The sequence below is a fragment of the Sorangium sp. So ce321 genome (genome assembly GCF_051530195.1).
Lineage (GTDB): Bacteria > Myxococcota_A > Polyangia > Polyangiales > Polyangiaceae > Sorangium.
The window spans coordinates 1,690,913-1,707,017 of record NZ_CP150329.1 but is presented as its reverse complement, the minus strand read 5'-3'; the positions used below and the strand labels follow the sequence as shown (position 1 = coordinate 1,707,017).

The 16,105-nt window shown below is 71.9% G+C and carries 9 protein-coding genes; 5 read left to right on the top strand and 4 right to left on the bottom strand.

The genetic code is table 11. From position 1 onward, the window contains the following. Positions 1-52: 52 nt before the first annotated feature. On the top strand, positions 53-2,329 hold the full coding sequence (locus tag WME89_RS06740; protein WP_438008410.1) for a LamG-like jellyroll fold domain-containing protein: 2,277 nt from the start codon (positions 53-55) through the stop codon (positions 2,327-2,329). A 45-nt stretch (positions 2,330-2,374) separates the two neighbouring features. On the opposite strand, the gene WME89_RS06735 is transcribed toward WME89_RS06740, so the two are convergent. Beyond that, the gene (locus tag WME89_RS06735; protein WP_438008409.1) at positions 2,375-4,210 is read right to left on the bottom strand and encodes a sigma 54-interacting transcriptional regulator; all 1,836 of its coding nucleotides are present in this window, start codon (positions 4,208-4,210) and stop codon (positions 2,375-2,377) included. A gap of 447 nt (positions 4,211-4,657) precedes the next feature. On the opposite strand from WME89_RS06735, the gene WME89_RS06730 reads away from it, so the two are divergent. Both WME89_RS06730 and WME89_RS06725 read left to right on the top strand, forming a co-directional pair. Further along, positions 4,658-5,791: a hypothetical protein gene (locus tag WME89_RS06730; protein ID WP_438008408.1), complete on the top strand. Its 1,134-nt coding sequence runs from the start codon at positions 4,658-4,660 to the stop codon at positions 5,789-5,791. A 580-nt stretch (positions 5,792-6,371) separates the two neighbouring features. Further along, a complete protein-coding gene (locus tag WME89_RS06725) occupies positions 6,372-7,829 on the top strand; it encodes a glucose/sorbosone family PQQ-dependent dehydrogenase (protein WP_438008407.1) in 1,458 nt (485 codons plus the stop codon). Positions 7,830-7,973: 144 nt separating this feature from the next. On the opposite strand, the gene WME89_RS06720 is transcribed toward WME89_RS06725, so the two are convergent. Continuing rightward, on the bottom strand, positions 7,974-11,009 hold the full coding sequence (locus WME89_RS06720) for a carboxypeptidase regulatory-like domain-containing protein (protein WP_438008406.1): 3,036 nt from the start codon (positions 11,007-11,009) through the stop codon (positions 7,974-7,976). Positions 11,010-11,344: 335 nt separating this feature from the next. Here WME89_RS06720 and WME89_RS06715 point away from each other — a divergent pair, with 335 nt between their 5' ends. Further along, the gene (locus WME89_RS06715; RefSeq protein ID WP_438008405.1) at positions 11,345-12,700 is read left to right on the top strand and encodes an endonuclease/exonuclease/phosphatase family protein; all 1,356 of its coding nucleotides are present in this window, start codon (positions 11,345-11,347) and stop codon (positions 12,698-12,700) included. 62 nt (positions 12,701-12,762) lie between these two features. Here WME89_RS06715 and WME89_RS06710 read toward each other — a convergent pair whose 3' ends face one another. Both WME89_RS06710 and WME89_RS06705 read right to left on the bottom strand, forming a co-directional pair. Continuing rightward, positions 12,763-13,965, bottom strand: a complete 1,203-nt coding sequence (locus tag WME89_RS06710; protein WP_438008404.1) for a lanthionine synthetase C family protein — start codon at positions 13,963-13,965, stop codon at positions 12,763-12,765. An 81-nt stretch (positions 13,966-14,046) separates the two neighbouring features. Continuing rightward, entirely contained in the window at positions 14,047-14,673 is a 627-nt protein-coding gene (locus tag WME89_RS06705; protein WP_438008403.1) for a TetR/AcrR family transcriptional regulator, read from the bottom strand. A gap of 228 nt (positions 14,674-14,901) precedes the next feature. Between WME89_RS06705 and WME89_RS06700 the strand changes: the two genes are divergently transcribed. After that, entirely contained in the window at positions 14,902-16,101 is a 1,200-nt protein-coding gene (locus tag WME89_RS06700) for a cytochrome P450 (RefSeq protein ID WP_438008402.1), read from the top strand. Positions 16,102-16,105 lie beyond the last annotated feature (4 nt).

Sequence of the window (16,105 nt, the reverse complement as noted above, 5' to 3'; positions counted from 1 at the left end):
GCTCAACACCCCACAGCGAGACAGCGCAATGCGTAATGAACGTGGCTCTTCGATGACAAGCAATATCTGCGACGCGCCGCGCGCGGCACCGCCGGACGCCGCGGGCGTCGACTCTGCCCCCGCACGGCGGACAGGGCTACCGCGCCTGCGCCGGGCCACGGTGGCCCTCGCGGCGGTGGTCGCGGCCGGCTGCGCGGACACGGCCGAGCCGCTCCAGCCCGAGCCGGTCGCCGCGACCTCGGCGCCGCTCGCGGCGCCTGCGCCGTCGCCGGTCGCGTTATGGCACCTGGATGAGGATTGCTCGAGCGCGGCCGTCATCGACGACTCGGGCCACGGCGCGCACGGCGCGCGGCTCAACGGCGCGGGGTGCGGCGCTGGCCGCGTCGATCGGGCCGCCTCCTTCGACGGGGCCGACGATCGCATCGAGATCCCGGACCGCCCGGCCTTTCACTTCACGACCCAGATGACCGCCGCGGCGTGGGTGAACCCGTCGAGCACATCGGGCCTCCGCACCATCGTGAACAAGTGGTACGCGATGGATTCGTACGCGCTGTTCCTGCAAGACGGTCAGTTCCGGTTCAGCGTCGCCTTTCCCGGCGGGACCTGGGGGACGACGGTCGACGTCTCCGCTCCGGCGACCCCGGGGGTGTGGTCGCACGTGGCAGGGGTCTACGACGGGACGCGCGTCTCGCTCTACGTGAACGGCGCCCTGGCCGCGTCGACCACCGTCTCGGCAGAGCCCCGCGCGCTGCACGAGTCCACGCGCCCCATCGTCATCGGAAACCACCCCTCCTCGAACGCGTACGCAGGGGCGATCGACGAGGTGCGCCTCTACGACGTCCCGTTGACCGCCGCGCAGATCAAGGCGCTCACCAGGAACACCTACTATGTCGCGACCAACGGGCTGGACACGAACCCGGGCACGCTGGCCAAGCCCTTCGCGACGCTCGCGAAGGCGGGGCAGATGGCGGACATCGGCGATACGGTCTATGTCCGCGGCGGCACCTACTACGCTGAAGCCCCGGTGAGCCTCGACCACGTCGGCAAAGAGGAAGAGCACATCGTCTTCCAGCCCTATCCCGGCGAGTCGGTCGTGCTCGACGGCAGCCAGGGAGGAGGCAGCCTCCTGCAGATCCGAGGAGAGTATTACGATATCCTCGGGTTCGAGTTACGCGACGCGAAGGGGATCGCGATCGCTTTCAGGAGCTGGGATGGTGATCCGAGGAGCGGAAAGCACATCCGCATCGCAGGGAACACGATCCACGGCTCGTTCAAGGGCGCCGTCTACCCCGGGCTCGATTCGAGCCATATGCGGTTCGAGAACAATGTCGTTCACGACAACGTGAAGATCAACAAGAAGAACGACGAGATCTGCCATCAGGGCACGTGGCCGTCGGCGGTGAACCTGACGCGGCATGACGACGAGGTCGTGGGCAACACGATCTTCGAGAACTTCGGGGAGGGGATCGGCGCCTACGGGAGGCACCACCACGTCGCTGACAACGTGCTGCACGACAACTACAGCGTTGAACTCTACCTCAACAACCTCGCCGACTCCACGATCGAGCGCAATTTCATCTACTCCTCGTCCTCGCCGGGGATGTCGGAGCACCACCGGCTCTACTGCCCGTTCGGCGTGAGCTGCCCCGCTCGACCCGCCGGCGACACGGGCTGCCCGTGGACCGGGGACCTGCGGATTGCCGGCGCGGCGATCGGGATCGCGCTCGCGAACGAGAACCCGAACGACGTCCTCCTGGACAACAACGTCGTCCGTAACAACATCGTCACCGGCAAGCGCCGTACAGGCATCCAGCTCAGCGCGTGGACCGGCTCGGGACCGAGCGACATGGGTAGCACCAAGATCGAGAACAACACGGTGGTTTGCTCCGGAGACGCAGAGCTGTTCGGCATCCGGGGCTCCGCGCCCTCCACCGCGGGCGAGCGAGCGCAGGTCGTCAACAACATCTTCTACCAGATGAGGAGCGACAGGCCACTGACAAGGTTCATGCACGCCGTCAGGATCGACTTCGCCAGCAACAACTGGTTCGGCGGCGACGGGAGCTCCTGGCCGGGAGGCTCGGGGCGGAGCGCGAGCGACGTGCTCGGAAATCCGCTGCTCGTCCACGAGAACGGCACCGAGCCCGACGACTTCCGGCTGCAGGGCGGCTCACCCGCCAGGAACGGGGGGACTCTCCTCGCCGACGTTGAGGAGGACTTCTTCGGCACCCCGCGTCCCCAGGAGAGCACCCACGACATCGGCGCCCACGAGGTGGCGGTAAGCTTGCTGAACGAGCCCGTATCCCTGTCCGACCGGCCGAGCTCTCGGTGAATGGACCGGACGTCGGCGAGGCGGCGCGCTGGGTACCCAGCGCCCTCAGGACGGCCGCTTCGCCGGGCGCACCGCGATCCCATACTGCTTCAGCTTGAACACGAAGGTCCGCGTCGGCATCCCGATGAGCTCCGCCGCGCGCGTCTGCACCCCGCCCGTCGCCTCGAGCGCCTCCTGCATCCGCCGCCGCTCGAGCTCCTTCAGCTCCTCGGCGATCGGCCGGAATCGCGGCGGCGCCCCCGGCGGCGACGACGGCGTGCCCCCACCGGCAGCCGCGCCCCCGCCGGCAGCCGCGCCCCCAGCAGCCGTCGTCGCAGCGCCTCGCCCCACGATGCGGTCCGGCAGGTTCCACAGCTCGACCACCTCGCTCTCCGCGGTCGCCGCCGCGAACTCCATCGCGTTCTTCAGCTCGCGCACGTTGCCCGGGAACGCGTAGGCCGCGAGGGTCGACAGCGCGGCCTCCGAGAGCTCGACCGGCGCCTTGCCGCCCCGGGCGCGCGCCTCGGCCAGGAACAGGCGCGCCAGGATCGGCACCTCGCGCGGGCGGTGCCGGAGCGGCGGCAGCTCGACCACCGCCGTGCTCAGCCGGAAGAGCAGGTCCTCCCGGAAGCGGCCGGCGCGGCTCTCCGCCTCGAGGTCGCGGTTCGTCGCGGCCACGATGCGGAAGTCGACCTCGCGCTCGCGCACGTCGCCGAGGCGCGTGATCCGCTTCGCCTCCAGCGCCCGCAGCAGCTTGGCCTGCGCCCCGAGCGGCAGCTCGCCGATCTCGTCGAGGAACACCGTGCCCCCGTGCGCCCGCTCGAGCAGGCCCGGCTTCGCCGCGCGCGCGTCCGAGAACGCGCCCCGCTCGTACCCGAACAGCTCGCTCTCGACGAGCGCCTCCGGGAGGGCCGCGCAGTTGAGCGTGATCATCGGCTTGCTCGCCCGCGCCGACCAGTGGTGCAGCGCCGCCGCGGCGTTCTCCTTGCCGGCCCCGGTCTCGCCGAGGACGAGCACCGAGAGATCGCTCGCCGCGAGCCGGCGGATGAGCTCGAACACCCGGATCATCGCCGGATCCGCCAGCACGACCTCGCGCTCGCCGACGCGGTGCCGGACGGCGGTGTCCGCGGCGAGGGCCACCGTCCCGGGCCCCGCGATCGCGGCCGCCGCGGCGGCGCCGGAGACGAGCGTCTCCGCGTCGCCGCCGTCGGCCGGGTACGAGGCGACCCCGCCCCGGGTCTCCGGCGCGAGCGGCGCGAGCGCCTCCAGGAGCTCGAGCGTCGCCGCGCGCGCCGCCTCGGCGCCGAGCTCGGGCATCAGGACGACCAGCTGCGCGGCGCCGTTCCACGCGAGGACATCGATGAGCCGCAGCGCCGCCGCGGCCGTGGCCCCCGCGGCCTCCCTGTCCCGCACGCCGCCGGTCGACACGACGGCCACCGCGAGCGGCCTGCCGTAATCGCCTGCGCGCTCGAGCTCTTCCTCGAGGCGCCGGCGCCAGCGGCCCGCGTCGGCGAGGGCTCGATCCGGCGCGCGGGGCTCGCGCCGGAGGATCAGGAGCGCGTCACCGATGGCAACGACGTCGCCCGAGGAGAGGAGGCGCGAGCCCTCCAGGCGCTCGCCGTTGACGAGCGTTCCATTGTGGCTCTTCAGGTCGATGACCTGCACCTCGCCGTCCGCGATGAGGAACTTCGCGTGCCGCCGGGACGCCGCCGCGGCGGTGACGCAGATCTCCGCGTCGGAGGAGCGCCCGACGAACAGCACCCCCTCCCTCGGCAGCGCGCACCGCCGCGACGAGGCGCCGTCGATCACCAGGAGATAGGCGGCGGCGTCCGGGCCACCGCCGGAGAGCTCGACCTGCTGGAGGCTCTCGGTCTGCGCCCGCGAGGTCGACTTACTCGCCATATCGCCCGCCGCGCAGAGCTGCTCCCCGCGCGCGCCGCGTCCGTGAGCCCGCGCTCGCGCGGGCAGGTAGCTCGCCGTGCAACGCTTTTCCCGGAAGAGAGCTCGAGCGCATGAGATGTCCTGTCACCTTCCGGCGCGGCGTTCCACCTCGCGCACGGAGAATGTACGCTCGCCGCGCGCCCCCGCGGCGCTCCCATGACCGGACCCGGCACCCAACCTCGCCGCGAGCGCGCGCGCACGCCGTTCCGTTGTCGCTGGCTCGCTGGCGCGCTCACGGGCCTCGCGCTCGGCGGGGCGCTATGGCTCGCGCTTCATCGAGCGCCGGGCGACGCGCCGCCGGGTGGCATCGCCCCTGCCCCGTCTGGCGCGGCGCTCGCGGATGCGACAGCGCTTCCGCCTTCCGCGTCGACGGCCGCCCCTCTCGGCGCGCGGAGCGGCGCGCCGGTCTTGCCCGACGCAGCGGGCGCCGGCGCCGGGGCGCCCGACGCCCTCGTGGAGACCGCGGAGCGCCTCACCAGGCTCCGCGACGAGCAGGGCGCCGCGGGCGACCTCGGTTGCGCCGTGTTCCAGGACCTCGCCCGCTTCGAGGCCCAGCGCGAGGACGCGCGCGATGACGCCGGTCCGTCGCGCGATGACGCCGGTCCATCGATCGGCGACGCCGGTCCGTCGCGCGATGACGCCGGTCCGTCGATCGGCGACGCCGTCCCCCCGATCGGGGACGACTGCGGCTCGAGCGCGACGCTCGTGCGCTGCCTGGAAGGCCGGAGCGGGCTCTTCGTCCCGGTGCGCGAGCCAGGGTACCCGTGCGCCTGGCGACTCTGGCTCGTCCCCCGGGCGACCACCGCGAAGGTCGCCGAGGCTGGACGCTACGAGGAGTTCGATCTGTCCTTCACGACCGCGTTCTCGCTCGACGACGTCGAGCGCGACGGCGAGCAAGAGCTGCTCCTGGGGCGACGGAGCGAGCACCCGGAGGGCATGGGAGGGCACACCGAGCTTCGCTTCGTTCGAATGAATGGCGCGACGATCTCGACGCCGTTCGACGAGATGCGCGACGTGGACAGGGACGGCCTGGTCGATGGGATTCTGCTGCTCGACGCGGAGCACGATGGCGCGCGGTGCCACGAGGGCGCCGAGCTCGACCCCTGGATTCCGCCGGTCGGCCTCGGCGCCGTGGCGCTCGTGGCGCACCGGCTGCCCGACGGCTCATTCACCTTCTCGGACGACGTCGCTGCGCGGCTTCGCCAGGGCACGTGTCGGCCTCCGCTCGACCCGCTCTCGGCGGTCGACTCGCTCGGCGTCATCCAGGAAGCGGAGCTCGCGCGGCGGCTGGTGTGCAGCTTCGCCGACGACGTCCCGGTGACGCAGCTCGAGCGCGCCCTCGCGACACGCTGCTCCGTGGCGTTCCGCGCGCCGGACGATTGCAAGGCGCGGCGCCCGGGTGTGTGTGCGTTTCGCGAGGGCCTGGAGGAGGCGCTGCGCCGCCTGTCGCAGCTCCCACCATGGCTCGCGCGCCCGCCCAGGGCACCAGGCGACGCTGGCGCCGGCCCACCCGCTCCCGACGCGGGAACGCTCCGGCCGTGACGCCCGGCGGGCTGCCGTGAACGCCGCAACGCCCGTGCCAGTGGGGCGGTTCGTCAGGACTGTGCTCCTCGCCACGTTACCGCTTTCTTGCGCGTCGTCCGCAATACATCCTCCGTACATCGATGGGCGCTCGCCCGAGGTGACCTGATCGCACCGCGGCTGCCTGATCGGGATCTCCCTCGGGCGGTGCGGTGGCGCTCGTGCTGAAAGCTCCCACAGGGCTGCCACGAGCCATCGATTCTGCAGGCGTCTCTCGACAGGGCGCGTGATGCCATGACGCCGTGACGCGTGACGCAACCGCAGCATCATGCGCGCGGCGTGTCATTCCCCTGCTGCACAGATTGATCTTGACAACCCCAAGAGCCTCGGCGCTTGATATCGTGAAGACCTTAAACTAATCGGGGCACCGCTTACGCGAAATCGTGCGATCCCCGATTTCACCTGGAAGCTTTCTCATCACGTCCGCCGCGCCCCGGAGCGGCGGAAGCAGGTAAGCACCATTTCTTGAACGAAACAGTGAGGTAGTTGTATGTCGCTATTCATCTCACGCGGCCCAGCTGTTTTCCTGGCTCAGGTTGGTTTGCTCACCACGGCTTCGTGGAGCTTCATCGGATGCGGCCCGGCGGAGCCTCTGGACGGTCCGCTCGGCGCTGACGACCAGTCCATCGTCGGTGAGCCCGACGACGACTGCGAGGAGGACGTCGCCGGCGAGGCTGCCTTCGCTTCGCGCGAGATCACACGAGACCTCGCGTATCCCATGCGGCTCCTCTGGGGGCCTGACGATTTCCTGTGGTTGACCGAGCGCACCGGAAAGCGCGTCGTGCGCGTGAACCCGGCGGACGGCGCGCGGACGACCGCGATCACCATCGAGGAAGTGTTCCAGTCGGGTGGACAGGACGGGCTCCTGGCCCTCGCCCTTCACCCGGATCTGCTCAGGGGGAAGGGGAAAGACTACGTGTACGTCTCCTTCACCTACGACGTCGATCCAGGTCCAGCGGTGGACCGCAGGACGAAGATCCGCCGCTACACGTACGATCCGGCGACCGAGACCCTGGGGAGCCCTCTCGATATCATCACGGGCCTGCCGGGGAGCGACGATCACAACTCCGCGCGGCTCCTGTTCGGCCCCGATCGCAAGCTCTATTACACCATCGGGGATCAGGGGAACAACCAGTTCGCCAGGAAGTGCCTCCCGATCCGCGCGCAGGAGCTGCCCACGGCGGCCGAGGTCGCGGCGCAGGACTGGTCGACGTACGTCGGCAAGGTCCTGCGGTTGAACCTCGACGGCTCGATCCCGCACGATAACCCGCGGATCGACGGCGTCCGCAGCCATGTCTACTCGTACGGCCACCGCAACCCGCAGGGCCTCACGTTCGGCAAGGACGGCAAGCTGTATGCGAACGAGCATGGGCCGAAGAGCGACGATGAGCTGAACCTCATCAAGCCCGGCAAGAACTACGGCTGGCCCCACGTGGCCGGCTATCAGGACGACCAGGCCTACACGTACGACAACTGGTCGGCCTCGAGCCCGACGCCCTGCGAGGCGCTCGTCTGGGATGACTACGTGCCGCCGCCCTCCGTCCCGCGGCAGCAGGAGAGCGCCTTCAGCCACCCGGACTTCAAGGAGCCGCTCCTCACCTTCTACACCGTCCCGAACGACTACGACTTCTTCGATCCGGCGTGCGGCTTCCTCCAGTACATCTGCTGGCCGACGATCGCGCCCTCCTCGCTCCACTACTACCCCGCCGGGCGACACGGCATCCCCGGGTGGGGGAACTCTCTCCTGATGACCGCCCTCAAGAAGGGCGCCATCTACAAGGTGAAGCTGAGCGCGAACGGGAAGAAAGTGGTCGGCGAGCCCGTCGAGCTCTTCAAGAGCACCAACCGCTACCGCGATCTCGCGTGGAGCCCGGACCGCCGCACGCTCTACGTGATCACGGACACCGCAGGGAACACGAGCGGACCGACCGGAGGGGCCACGACGGCCCTGGAGAACCCCGGAGCGATCCTCGAGTTCAAGTACACGGGATCGCACTGATCCAGCATCGGAGTCGCGGAGCCTGCGTCGTCCCGGCGCAGCTCCGCGATCCAGCGCCGGGCCGGCGCCCAGGTCGCCGCTCGGGCGCGGGCACCGCCGGGCGCGCCGCGCTCCAGGCGCAGCGGCGCCGCTCGGGCGCGACCCTCACCGCGCGGGGTCGCCGACCGGCGGCGCGATCCCGGGCATCTGCAGTTTACCGGCCGTGATGGACACGCTCCCTCCGCGCGAGAGCCCGAGCGTCACCTGGGTCCCCGCCGGCACGGTGGTGAGCGGGCGGTAGAGATACCCCATCTTCCCCCGGACATCGTGGCCTTCGACGGACACGACCACGTCGCCCACCTGGAGCCCCGCGAGCGCGGCCGGCCCGCGCGGGCGCACCTCGATCACCTCGAAGGTCTGCGCGGTCAGATCGACGTCCGGCCCCCCGACCTCCTTGATCGCGAACCCGAGATCGCCAGGCTCGTCCCCCGGCTTGATGCGGCGCCTCGGCAGGACGACGCGCCCCACGTCGGTCACCGCGCCCGGCTGCGCCTCCACCGGGAGCACCGCGGCATGGTAGGGCGAGCTCATCGGATCGGACGGCATGCAGAGGAGCACGACGGGCCCCGAGGGGGTCTGCTTCACCTCGAAGCGCCCCGACGCGTCCGAGAGCTCGTCGTTCCGGAAGCCGTGGCGCGGGGCGGCCATTCCCTTGCGGGGGATCACGTCGATGCGCACGCCGGCGACCGGCGCGCCGTCGTCGAGCGACACCACCTGCCCTTTCACCGAGGCGAGCGGGACGAGCGCGAGCACCACGCCAGTCCGCTGCTCCCCGGGCGCGAGCGAGATCTCCACGGTCGCCGTCCCCTCCGGCGTCGCGGTGGAGACCTCGTATTTTCCCTCCGGGAGATCGCCGATCGTGAACGCGCCTCCGGTGAAGGCGAAGGACTCGGAGCGGAAGAGCATCGACGCCTGGTCAGCCGCGTGGACGGTGAACTGCTCGGGCACCTTCCCGGACGCGACGGTGAGGGTGCCCGAGATCGCGCCGGCCGGCTTCAGGGTGACCGTGACGCTGTCGCCGGGGCTCACGTGCTCGACGAAGGCCTCGCCCCCGCCGTTGCGGTAGGCGTGGACCGTGTACGTGCCCTGGCGCAGGCTCCCGACGGCGAACTTCCCCTCGGGATCGGTGAGCACCGCGGATCGCGAGAGGGCGCCCCACCGCGCCCTGCCCGCTTTGCTCACCCCCGGCGGGGCGGGCCCCTCTGTCTCTCGCTCCGCGTGGACGAAGGCGTCCGTGACCGGCTCGCCGATCTCGTCGACGACGCGCCCGTGGATCTCGCCGTTCCGGCGCGCCACGACCAGGGTGACGCGCGCGCTCTTCCCCGCTTCCACGCGCGCGCCGACCTCCGGAGGCCCCGCGCCGGGCGGGCCTGGTACCGGAACCGGGGGCCCCTCGCTGACGGAGACGCGGTAATCGCCCGGCGGGAGCCCCGCCTGCGCGAAGCTCCCGTCGTCGAGGGAAGTCGCCATCCGGATCGGAGGTGGTCTCATCATCATTCCCACCGCCGCGCCGGGCTGCGTCCCCACGATCGAGATGTCGACGCCCGCGACGAGCTTGCCGTCCTCGTCGGTGACGGTCCCCTCGATCGCGCCCCCGCGGTCGACGACGATCGTCACCTCGGGGGCGTGATCGTCGCGGAGCTCGACCTCGACGGGCTCGGGCTCGGCCTGGCTGACCGGGCGCGCCATGACCACGTACTTCGCGGGCGAGAGCCCCGTCAGCGCGAAGGTCCCGTCGGCCTCGGTCGAGTCGATCGCTCCGGAGGCCCCTCGGGCTCCCATCATCGCGGGCGCGTACGCGTGGACCTGGGCGCGGACCGGGTTCTTGTCGCTGTCGACGACCCGGCCGCGGATCGTCAGCCCGGCGCGCACGGTCCACACGAGGTCCTCGACGTCCGAGTCCCCCACCTCCAGGGCCGGGTAGGTCGGCTCGGACAGGTGCTGCGCGCAGCTCACGAGCACCTCGTAGGAGCCGCGGAGCAGACCTTCGAAGAGCACCGAGCCGTCGGCCTCGATGGCGGCGACCTCGACCCCGTCCTTCGCCTGGCCCAGCAGGCTGACTTGCCCGACCGTGCACGGCGCGCCGTCCGGCGCGATCTCCACGCGGCCTGCCACGACGCGCGCGGGGTGGACCTCGATCACCACCTCGCTCGAGGTCTGGCCCACCCCGAGGAGCACGCTCTCGCGCGCCTGGCCGACCTTGCCGAGCGCGCGGGCGGCCAGCTTGTAGCGCCCCGGCGGGAGCCGATCGAGGCGGAAGCGGCCCTCTGCGTCGCTGCGCGCGACGGGGACGCCGGGCCCGATGTTCCCCCATCCCCCGCCGTCATCGAGGGTGACCTTCGCCCCTTCGACAGGCGTCCCGGTCCCTGCCTCGACGACCCGCCCGACGAGCGCGGACGCCGGCGTCAGCAGGAGCTTGAGCGGGGGCCCCGGCGCCACGCTCTGCGCTGTTCCCTCGGCGTACCCGTCGGCCTCGGCGCGCGCTCCGTAGGGCCCCTCGTCGATCCACGCGGCGTAGGCGCCCTGCGCGTCGGCCCTGGTCACCACCGCGCCCGGGCCTGACGCGAACGAGTTGATCGCGACGAGCGCTCCGGAGACGGCGCCGCCGCCGATGTCCTCGACGTGCCCCCTCACCTCCACCCCGCCGGCCGGGAGGACCAGATCGACGCCGGTGCGCGCCTCGCCGGCGCCGAGCGCGACGAAGGGCGCGCGGGCGCCGTCGGGGGCGGCGTAGTACGCCGGCCGGTGACCCGGCGCCGAGGCGGAGAGCGTCCAGCGCGCTGGCGGCAGGCCGGCGAGCGTGTACCGCCCGTCCCCCGCGGCCTGCGCGCACACAGGCTCGCGCGTCTCCGCGAACGACAGCGGCCCCGGCGCCAGGAGGGCGCACACCATGGCGCCGGCGACAGGCGCGCCCGCCGGCTCGGCGACCCGCCCGGCGATGCTCCCGGGCTGGCGAGAGCGCGGATCCTGCGCGCGCCGGCGCGCCTTTGCCCCGGCCGGCGCGGCGCTCGACGGCGGCGACGCGGCGCTGGCTGCCGGCTCCGTGGCGGGGCGGACGCACCAGGATCGGACGAGGAGCACCAGCAAGGCGAGCCAGAGCACGCCGATCACCCCCATCGTCCTGGTCCACGGTCTCTTCATGACGCTCCCCCTGGTCCCCTCGCGCGAGGGCCGCCACGATAGGGCACCTGGGCGCGCTCGCAGGGCGAGAAGCACGCCGCCGGCGCCGCGGCGCTCCCGGCCAGCGTCGGTCGCCTTCCATCCTTCGTCTCGCTTCTTCGACGGTGGCCACGGTGCGCTCCGACGTCGGGAGGCGGGGCGCGGTGCGATGTGCGCCCGCTCCGCACAGGAGGGCCGCGGGTCCCGGCGATCGAGGCGCGGCTGGCGTTCATGCCTCCTGGCGCGCCCTCGTTCATGCTTTGATGGCAGGGAACGCAGGAAAGGTCCGGTGCAACGAGATGCGTGAGTCGTCCTCCATGCCCCTGAGGCGCCCGCTCCTGCGGCTGTCATGGCTCCTCCTGTCCACGCTCGCGGGCGCTGCGTGCGCGACCGATCCGCCCCCGGGGGGCGTGGAGGATCACGCGTCCTCGACATCGTCCGGCGCCCAGGGCGGCGGCGGGCAGGGAGGCGTCGCGGTGGGCGGCAGTGGCGCCGGTGGCGAGGGCGGCTCTGGTGGCGAGGGCGGCGCCGGTGGCGAGGGCGGCTCTGGCGGCGCCGGTGGCAGCACCAGCGGCGCCGGTGGCATCGGTGGCGAGGGCGGCGCTGGCGGCGCCGGTGGCAGCACCAGCAGCGCCGGTGGCATCGGTGGTGAGGGCGGCTCTGGCGGCGCCGGTGGCAGCACCAGCAGCGCCGGCGGCGCCGGTGGCGCCGGTGGCGCCGGTGGCGAGAGCGGCTCTGGCGGCGCCGGTGGCAGCACCAGCAGCGCCGGTGGCGAGGGCGGCGCCGGTGGCGCTGGCGGCGCTGGCGGCGCTGGCGGTGGCGACGGCGAGACGCCCTCGACGGTGCGCGTCCGGCTCATGGCCGCGAACCTCACGAGCGGTACGCGTCAGAGCTACGACCCCGGCCACGGCCAGCGCATCATGCAGGGCCTCGAGCCGGATATCGTCCTGATCCAGGAGTTCAACTACGGCGACAACGGCGCTGCCGAGATCCGCGCCTTCGTGGACGAGACGTTCGGCGGCACGTTCAGCTACTACCGCGAGGATGGCGCGCAGATCCCGAACGGGATCGTGAGCCGGTATCCCATCCTCGAGTCCGGCGAGTGGGACGACAGCTCGGTGAGCAACAGGGACTTCGCCTGGGCGCGCATCGACATCCCCGGTCCGATCGACCTCTGGGCCGTCAGCGTCCATCTCCTGACCTCCGGCTCGGGCGTGCGCCGCACCGAGGCGCAGCAGCTCGTCGCGATCATCCAGGACACCTTCCCCGAGGGCGATTACCTCGTCATCGGCGGCGACTTCAACACCGACAACCGGAGCGAGCCCTGCATCTCGACCCTGTCGCAGGTCGTCGTCACGTCGGGCCCCTACCCCGCCGACAGGAGCGGAAACACGGGTACCAATGCCAGCAGGGGCAAGCCGTATGACTGGGTGCTCGTCGACGACGATCTGGACCCGCTCGAGACAGCGGTCGTGATCGGCGGGAGCACCTTCGCGAGCGGCCTCGTGGCGGACACGCGCGTCTATTCGCCGATCGACGAGCTCAGCCCCGCCCTCGCGACGGACAGCGGCGCCACCTCGATGCAGCACATGGGCGTCGTGCGCGACTTCCTGCTCCCGGCCGACCCGACGCCCCCCGTCGACCCGGCGCGCGCGGACGGGCCGCCGCGCTGAGCCGCGGTGGTGCCGTCACGCGCCCGCGCCCCGCGCTGATCCGGCCCCACGGCCGGCGCCCTTCACCACAAGCTGTCGAGCCCCGGCATGCCGTGGCTGCGCCCATCGAGGCAGTCGAGCAGGAAGCAGGCCAGCCCGGCGTCCCCGGTCCACAGGCTGTAGCGCCATTGTCCAGTTCGATCGAGCTCGGCCTCGGACTGCGCGAGGGCCCACATCGCGAGCTCACGGGCGCGCTCGAGCCAGAACGCGTCCTGCGTGCGCCGGTACACCTCGAGCAGGGCGGCCCCGTTGCCGCCGGTGCCGTGGCACAGGCCCGCCCCCTTCACGAGCGGCCCGGCGGCCACGATCAACCGCGCGCCCTGGAGCAGCAGCGGCAGCGCCTCGGGCAGCTCCGCGTGGCGCAGCGACGTGATCATCCCCGGCGCGCCGTGGCACCACTGCACCAGCGGCTTCGGCGGCGGCTCCGTCTGCGCGGGCCAGTTGGCCAGGTCCCCGTCGATCACCGCCAGGCGGTCGAGCCCCTGCAGCGTCCGCGCGCGCAGCTCGGCCTGCTGCTCCTGGCTCAGCAGGGCCCTGGCGCGCCAGAGCGGGTAGAGATTGCCCGCCCAGCCATGGCCGGCGCCGACATGGTGGACCCGGCGCCCGTACATGTCCTGTTCCCACAGCCACACGTCGCGGGCCTCGTCGTGAGCCCAGCTCTCCCACAGCGCCGCTGCGCTGTCGCGGATCAGCTCCGCCCAGCGCTCGTCCCCGGTCGCCTCGTGCAGGAACAGCGCCCCGAGCATCGTCCCGGGCGCGCCCCACAGCGCCTCGCGCGTCGGGTTCGCGCGGTTTGCGCGGATCATCTCGGCCAGGCGATCGGCCCTTTGCGCGTCCGGTCGGGCCAGACAGCAGACCGTCAGCAGCGCGCTGTCGCCGAGGAACCATGAAGGTACGCGCTCGCCGGTCCCGGGTGAGCGCGAGTGATCCTCCAGCACCTGCGCGAAGATGTCTGGCAGGCTCGCCGGCAGCTCGCAGAAGCCCGCCGCCGCGACGCGGGCGAGGGCGAGCCAGACGCCGCACGCGCCGAGGTACAGGCACTGGAGCAGCCCGGGCGGGTCCGCTTCGCCGGAGTCTTCGGCGTCGCGCGGGTGCATCGGCCAACCCTGCCGATCCCGGGCCGCCAGCGCGTCCGCGGCCCATCGCTCCAGCCAGGTTCGCACCCGCCCGGGGTCCCAGGCCTCGGGCGGCAGCGCGACGTGCCGTGTCGGGGAGAAGAGGATCATGCCGGCCCTCGGGCGCCGTGACCGCGCGGCGACCCGGCGCAGGATAGCCGATCACGCTCGACGGGAGCGGAGGGCTCGCCCTCACACCCCGGGCGATCGCCGAGGGGCGGGCTCGGCCAGGCGCTTGCCTGGGCCCTTTCCGCGGGGGCGGCCCAGCAGACGCCTGGCCGTGTCGAGGAGGTGCTGGCGCAGGGTGTCGTCGTCGATGCCCGTGTACTCGGGCGCGCCGCCGACCATCGCGATCCCCGTGAACACGACGTGCACCGTGATCGTGTCGGCGAGGCTCGGGTCCTTGCCGGCGAGGACCAGCCTCATCCTGGTCTTGATGTCCTCGCCTCGCGGCGCCTGGAACGTCCTGTTGACGACCCGCTGGATCCCGGGGTCGCTGTTGTACAGGCCGAGCAGCAGGCGATGGCGGACGATGACCTCGACGAACCCGGCCAGCGCGTGATCGATCTGCGCGCCCCGGGTCCGCCTCGCGCGCGCCGCTTCGATGACCTGGTCGAGCTCCTGCACCGCGGGCGCCGCGACCGCCTCCGCGATCTCGTCCTTGGTCTTGAAGTGGTAGTACACGGCGGCCTTGGTGACGCCGAGCTCGTCGGCGATCATCTGCAGCGACGTACCCTCCACCCCGTGCACGCTGAACAGCTTCAGCGCGGTGTCGAGCAGTCGCGATCTGGTGTCGTTGGCGGCGGTGCCGGCAGTCATACGCCCTCCTCGCGGGACGCGAGACAGTATCCGCCCCTCGCCGTCCTGCACGCGCTCCGGCCGGCTGGCGGGACAGACGCACCAGGCTAGCCGATCGGCTTGCGCGTTGCTAGCCGATCGGCTTGCGCGTGCTAGCCGATCGGCTTGCGCGTGCTAGCCGATCGGCTAGCCTGGAAGAGGCTCGCGGGAAGGACACCTTCCGCAAATACCCCGAAACAAGGTGGAACCATGTCAGCCGATCCCGTTCCGACGCTTCCCATGACCCGCACCTGTCCGTACGCGCCGCCTGCGGAGCATCGCCGGCTCCGCGAGGAGGCGCCCATCGCCAAGGTGAGGTTGCCCAACGGCAGGACGGTGTGGGCCGTTACCAGCCACGCGCATATCCGGACGATCCTGTCCGACCCCCGGTTCAGCTCCAACCGGCGCGACGCGAACTTCCCCACGCTGGCCGACGAGCGCCCGCCCTCGACCGCTCTCAAGCCGCTGCTGATCGAGCTGGATCCGCCCGAGCACGGGCTTGCGCGCCGGGCCGTGCTCGGGGAGTTCACGGTCCAGCGGATGAACGCGCTCGGGCCGCGCATCCAGGAGATCGTGGACCAGCACATCGACGCCATGCTGTCCGGGCCGCGTCCTGTCGATCTCGTGCAGGCGCTCTCCCTGCCTGTGCCTTCTCTCGTGATCTGCGAGCTGCTCGGCGTGCCCTACGCCGACCACGAGTTCTTCCAGACGCGCTCCTCGCAGATCGTGAGTCACAGGACGCCGGCCGATGTGGTCCAGCGCTCGGTCGGCGAGCTCATGGTGTATCTGGGCCAGCTCGTGGCGTCCCGGGTGGAGAACCCCACCGACGACCTGCTCGGCCGCCAGATCCAGAAGCAGCGCGAGAGCGGCGGCGTCGATTTCGAGGGCCTGATCGGCATGGCGTTCCTGCTCCTCATCGCCGGGCACGAGACCACCGCGAACATGATCTCGCTGAGCACGCTGGTGCTGCTGCAACATCCGGAGAAGCTGGCCGCCCTCCGGCAGGATCCCTCGAAGACCCTGGGGGCCGTCGAGGAGCTGCTGCGGTACTTCACGATCGCGGAGTCCGCGCTCGGTCGGGTCGCCCTGGAAGACGTGGAGATCGGCGGTGTGCTCATCCGGGCCGGCGAGGGCGTCCTCGCGCTGGCCAACACGGCCAACCGTGATCCGACGGTGTTCGAGCGCGCCGACGAGCTCGACCTCGAGCGCGGCTCCCGGCAGCACCTCGCGTTCGGCTTCGGCCCGCACCAGTGCCTCGGCCAGAACCTCGCCCGGCTGGAGCTGCAGATCGTCATCGACACGCTGTTCCGGCGGATCCCCGGGCTGCGGCCCGCCGTGCCCGTGGAGGAGCTCTCGTTCAAGGACGACGCCACCGTGTACGGCGTCCGCGAGTTCCCGGTCACCTGGTGAGAGC

Excerpts from the sequence above, each read along its gene's own strand:
- WME89_RS06720 (WP_438008406.1), bottom strand. The coding sequence starts at position 11,009 with ATGAAGAGACCGTGGACCAGGACGATGGGGGTGATCGGCGTGCTCTGG.
- WME89_RS06705 (WP_438008403.1), bottom strand. The coding sequence starts at position 14,673 with ATGACTGCCGGCACCGCCGCCAACGACACCAGATCGCGACTGCTCGAC.
- WME89_RS06735 (WP_438008409.1), bottom strand. The coding sequence starts at position 4,210 with ATGGCGAGTAAGTCGACCTCGCGGGCGCAGACCGAGAGCCTCCAGCAG.
- WME89_RS06740 (WP_438008410.1), top strand. The coding sequence starts at position 53 with ATGACAAGCAATATCTGCGACGCGCCGCGCGCGGCACCGCCGGACGCC.
- WME89_RS06700 (WP_438008402.1), top strand. The coding sequence starts at position 14,902 with ATGTCAGCCGATCCCGTTCCGACGCTTCCCATGACCCGCACCTGTCCG.
- WME89_RS06715 (WP_438008405.1), top strand. The coding sequence starts at position 11,345 with ATGCCCCTGAGGCGCCCGCTCCTGCGGCTGTCATGGCTCCTCCTGTCC.
- WME89_RS06710 (WP_438008404.1), bottom strand. The coding sequence starts at position 13,965 with ATGATCCTCTTCTCCCCGACACGGCACGTCGCGCTGCCGCCCGAGGCC.